The 4,191-nt window shown below is 30.4% G+C and carries 6 protein-coding genes; 5 read left to right on the top strand and 1 reads right to left on the bottom strand.

Annotation, left to right across the window (positions count from 1 at the left end; genetic code table 11):
* Window positions 1-130 precede the first annotated feature (130 nt).
* From FHP04_RS14095 to FHP04_RS14085, 3 genes are all read left to right on the top strand, one after another.
* The gene (locus FHP04_RS14095) at window positions 131-454 is read left to right on the top strand and encodes a hypothetical protein (RefSeq protein ID WP_139856794.1); all 324 of its coding nucleotides are present in this window, start codon (window positions 131-133) and stop codon (window positions 452-454) included.
* 264 nt (window positions 455-718) lie between these two features.
* Window positions 719-1,423 carry an SHOCT domain-containing protein gene (locus FHP04_RS14090; RefSeq protein WP_139856793.1) on the top strand — a complete coding sequence of 235 codons (705 nt, stop codon included), beginning with the start codon at window positions 719-721 and terminating at the stop codon, window positions 1,421-1,423.
* 4 nt (window positions 1,424-1,427) lie between these two features.
* Window positions 1,428-1,616 (top strand): hypothetical protein, encoded by a 189-nt coding sequence (locus FHP04_RS14085; protein WP_139856792.1) that lies wholly within the window; start codon window positions 1,428-1,430, stop codon window positions 1,614-1,616.
* On the opposite strand, the gene FHP04_RS14080 is transcribed toward FHP04_RS14085, so the two are convergent.
* The gene (locus FHP04_RS14080) at window positions 1,582-1,869 is read right to left on the bottom strand and encodes a hypothetical protein (RefSeq protein ID WP_139856791.1); all 288 of its coding nucleotides are present in this window, start codon (window positions 1,867-1,869) and stop codon (window positions 1,582-1,584) included. The genes FHP04_RS14085 and FHP04_RS14080 overlap by 35 nt on opposite strands.
* Window positions 1,870-2,083: 214 nt before the next feature.
* On the opposite strand from FHP04_RS14080, the gene FHP04_RS14075 reads away from it, so the two are divergent.
* Window positions 2,084-3,031 (top strand): SIMPL domain-containing protein, encoded by a 948-nt coding sequence (locus FHP04_RS14075; protein ID WP_139856790.1) that lies wholly within the window; start codon window positions 2,084-2,086, stop codon window positions 3,029-3,031.
* An 80-nt stretch (window positions 3,032-3,111) separates the two neighbouring features.
* Window positions 3,112-3,822 (top strand): hypothetical protein, encoded by a 711-nt coding sequence (locus FHP04_RS14070; RefSeq protein WP_139856789.1) that lies wholly within the window; start codon window positions 3,112-3,114, stop codon window positions 3,820-3,822.
* Window positions 3,823-4,191: the final 369 nt, after the last annotated feature.

Raw genomic sequence — 4,191 nt, 5'->3', positions numbered from 1 at the left:
AAAAATAGGCGAAAAAGTACTAATTGAAATATTTTTGGCTTGTATCAAACTTTAGGATTAAACAAAAATTTAGGGCTTAGTGATCGCCTACTTATCATATACGAAACGTTGTGCAACAGCAAGAAAGAAAATGAGTACAGTAATAAAAATACCACCTCAAAAGTTTGATGTTAAAAAGTACATAGCATACCACAGGAAACTTAGAGAAGATTGTAAAGAAGGGAAACTGACTAGAGATGAATTATCAAAATTAACAGATTATTCCAAACAGCGTCGTGAAATAAATAAGCATATAGAAGCAATTAATAAGATAGCTGAGGATAGTAATATGCCAATCACTATTTCATATTATGAGTTCAATAAAGAGGCAGTCTTTGAGATGCAACAGGAATTGTTTAAGGAAGTCCAAGAGTACAAAGAGATTTTCTGTTCTAACTATAATGAATCAATATAGTCAGATAGTTCGGTTCGATAAGGTGAGATAAGAGCATCTACGTACAATGAATCTATGAAATCACCAGATAACTTTTTTAACTTTAACTGGTATAAAACTTCCGATTTAAACTGTCCAAGAATTTCTAATTTATGTTCAGAAGATTTTAAATTATGGGATTTATAGGTGTCAAGAGTATTTTTACATATTCTTTTCACAACATCGTCTGAGGCATTACCATTCATAATAAAACTTTTGACTAAGTTAATAAAAAATTAAATCTCAATGGATAAAGATATAGGAGTTGGCATTATAGTAGGATTGACCATAGCGACATCCTTGATAGCATATAATTCAAAGAGTTTTAGTCAGGCACAAAAAACCTATCTACTTATATGTATTGTTTTCCCTCCACTACAATGGTTAAGTATGATAATAATAGCTATTTACAATTCTTATGCAAGCCAAAATTCTCCCGAAGCTGTTGAAAACAAAAAAATTAAACAAGAATCAGATAATACCCATAAACAAATAGAGAATCTTAAAGATTTAAGAGACCAAAATATTCTAACTAAAGAAGAATTTGACGAAAAGGTAAAGACTATTAATATTTCAATGCAAGAAAAAGAATTAAAACAGACTTCCGAATATAAAAAACTTAAAGAATTGTTTGACAATGGAATTTTAAGTCAAGCAGAGTTTAAAAATAAGGTAGAATCCCTAAAACCAGGGGAAATAAAAGAGAGTGACATTATTGGATATTGGGAAAACGAAAACAACCTCCTTAGTTTTGAAGGAGACTCTTTCAAATATTCATATAAAAATTCAACGGGAAAGGGGATAATCGGTAAGTGGAGTTTTGATAAAACAAGTAATAGAATTGTACTCCTAAGAGATTCAAAAGAAGATTATTTTCAAATACTAAAGCTCAGTAAGAAAGAAATAATTTACCAACATAAAAAATCAAAATTCAAATTTATAAAACAATAGAAGAATGGAAGATTACACAAAAGAGGCTGTAGCAGAATTTATAAGAAAACATTTAGTAGAACTAAACAAACTTATGATGCATCTTAAAGTTCCTGTAATGATAAGCCCAACATTTATGGAAAGCCCAGACAAAAACATTTATCAAAAACATTTTTTTGTCAAGACTGACTTAAAACTTGACAGTGATTTATAATTTCTGAGTACTTTGTCCAGGTATGAGTAGCAAATAAATGGCCTTGTAAATGTCCTGCTAATTCTTGAGGAGCACTGAGCAAGTATTTGTTCTCAAAAAAATCTTTCCTATCTCTGATGAAATTAGATAAAGCAGTTTTATCCTTCTTATGGATTTTATAAAAATCATCCAACTCTCTCAATACTTTAGCTTTATCAGATTCCATTAAAAATAGAAACTGATTTAATAGGTCATTGAGTTCTTGATTATTCATTGTAAAGAATTTAATACAAACATAAAGAAAAGGTAATGGATCACAACGCACAAAGCCGATTGCACAACAATGGCTATAAGCAATGCTTAATTTGTGCTTAACCCTAAAGCAATCGTATATTTATAAAAATGAGTACTGGCCGGAAAATTATTGCATTTTTTGGCGCACTGCTCATAGCCCAAACGTTAGCAGCAATAAAAACAAATAGAATACAATGAAAAAAATAATCATAGTAATATTGGCGACTTTTTTAAGTCAAGTAACATTTGGACAAGTTTCAGGAAACATAAATTACCAAAGTCAGGTAAGATTTCCAGACCAAAATATCAACATAAGTACACCTTCGACAACTGACATATTTATAAGTATTAAAGGTTTGGCAAACATAAAAGCAGATTCTTATGTCGCCATTTTTAGTGTGACACAAGTTGGTAAAACGACTGAAGAAGTAAATGAACTAATTGATAAAAGATTATCCCAAGCTGAATCGCAAATCAAACTCAAAAAAGGAACAGAAACCTATATAGATATGATTTCTTTTGTTCCTGTTTATGAATATGAAGTTGAGAAAAAATTATTTAGCAAGAAAAGCTATAATGAAATACCAAAAGGCTTTGAACTTAAAAAGAATATCCATATTAAATATTCCGACCCAAATCAATTAAATGATTTTATTAGTATTCTTTCAAATCAAGAAATATATGACTTAGTGAGAGTTGATTACTTCTCTTCCACAATTGAAAATATTAAAAAGGAACTGACGAATAAGGCAAAAATAGCTTTACAAGAAAAGGTTAAAAACTATGAAGCCATTTTAGGAGTATCTTTTGCAACGAACGAAAAAAGAATTATTGATGGATTTAAAATGATGCTACCAGTAGAAATGTATAAATCCTACGAATCATATAATAGCTCTTCTCTTAATCTTAAAAAGTCTGCTAACGTCAACAATGCCGAAAAAACGACAACTTTATATTACCAACCAATAATTGATAAGGAATTTGACTTTGTTATTAATCCTACAATTCTTGAACCAGTAATTCAAGTAATGTATGAAATAAAATTAGTGGTTAATCGAGAAAAGAAACCAACAGTAAATGAGAAAGAATATATTTTAATAACGCCAAGCGGAGAAATGAAAAACATTAATCTGAATAAATAAAGCTGCTAACATTGTATAAGCGTAATGCGGGATTTATTGCTAAATTAAACAATTCGTCAAGTAATAAAATTTTGGACGAAATGAAAGTTTCGTCTTCGAAAACCCGCACTACGCTTATACTTGCCGTTGTACTGCATTTGAGAAAAGTCCTGAACATATTATTAATCTTGCTCGGAATTGGGAGTTTATTCCTAATAGGGATTTTGATTTTTATTGGAACTTCTATGGGAAAAAGAGCTGACAACAAATTTGTCGAAAATGGAATTGAGCGAAGAACATATATTGTAGACTCAATTTATCGAGCAGAAAATTTAGACATAAATTCGAGTTACAAACCTTTGAGTTTACATTTCAACGGAAAACCAATCTTTTCAATTGGACAAAAACTATCGGAAATTGACTCAACTCTGACTTACAGAATTGACCCAAATGCTGACTATCAAGCTTATTTTCCAACGATTAAAGACTATTTGACAGCGGAAGACAAACTTTCTCTTTATAAAATTGGAAAACACTCATACATAAACGGAATAGTTTACTTTTCTACTGACCAACAATCGGAACGGATTTTTAATGTTAGTGGAACTTGGGGATTTTCAGTTTACGACAAAAATTTGCTTGAAGAAATGAAAATTTGGCTAATAGAAAACCTATTCCCAGAATTAGAAAATCATTTTGAGTTTAAAGAAAATTGGAATTATAAAATAGAAACTCAAAATCAAATAGAACACTTTAATTTAACAAAGAATAACGAAAGTTGGACTTTAAATTATGAAGTGGAATTGAAATAAAAAACGCAGTACAACAAAGTATATAACAAATAGCTGCGTCTTTTCTAAATCAAAAGTTTTGTTATATTTGGTTAGTCGCCAAATCTTTTGATTTGGCTTTTGAAAAATAAAGGTAAAAGCAAAATACAAAAGATTAGGCTTGTTGTATGGCAGAAAATCCTCGCTGATTTGCACGCTACTTGTCATATACAAACCCGTCAGACTGTCTCAAAACTTAATAAGTTTGTTGAAAACTCATTGCACTCTCTTTAGATGCTACCTTGGTTATTTGTATCTTAAGGTATGGAATATCAACAAGGAGAAAACCGTCAACAACTCGCTTTATATACTAGCTGTTTGGACGACATGGTCCCGCAAGACAACTCGGTA

This window comes from Aequorivita sinensis (assembly GCF_006346335.1).
In the GTDB taxonomy this organism is placed as follows: Bacteria; Bacteroidota; Bacteroidia; order Flavobacteriales; family Flavobacteriaceae; genus Aequorivita; species Aequorivita sinensis.
This window is presented reverse-complemented; position numbering and strand designations above follow the sequence as displayed.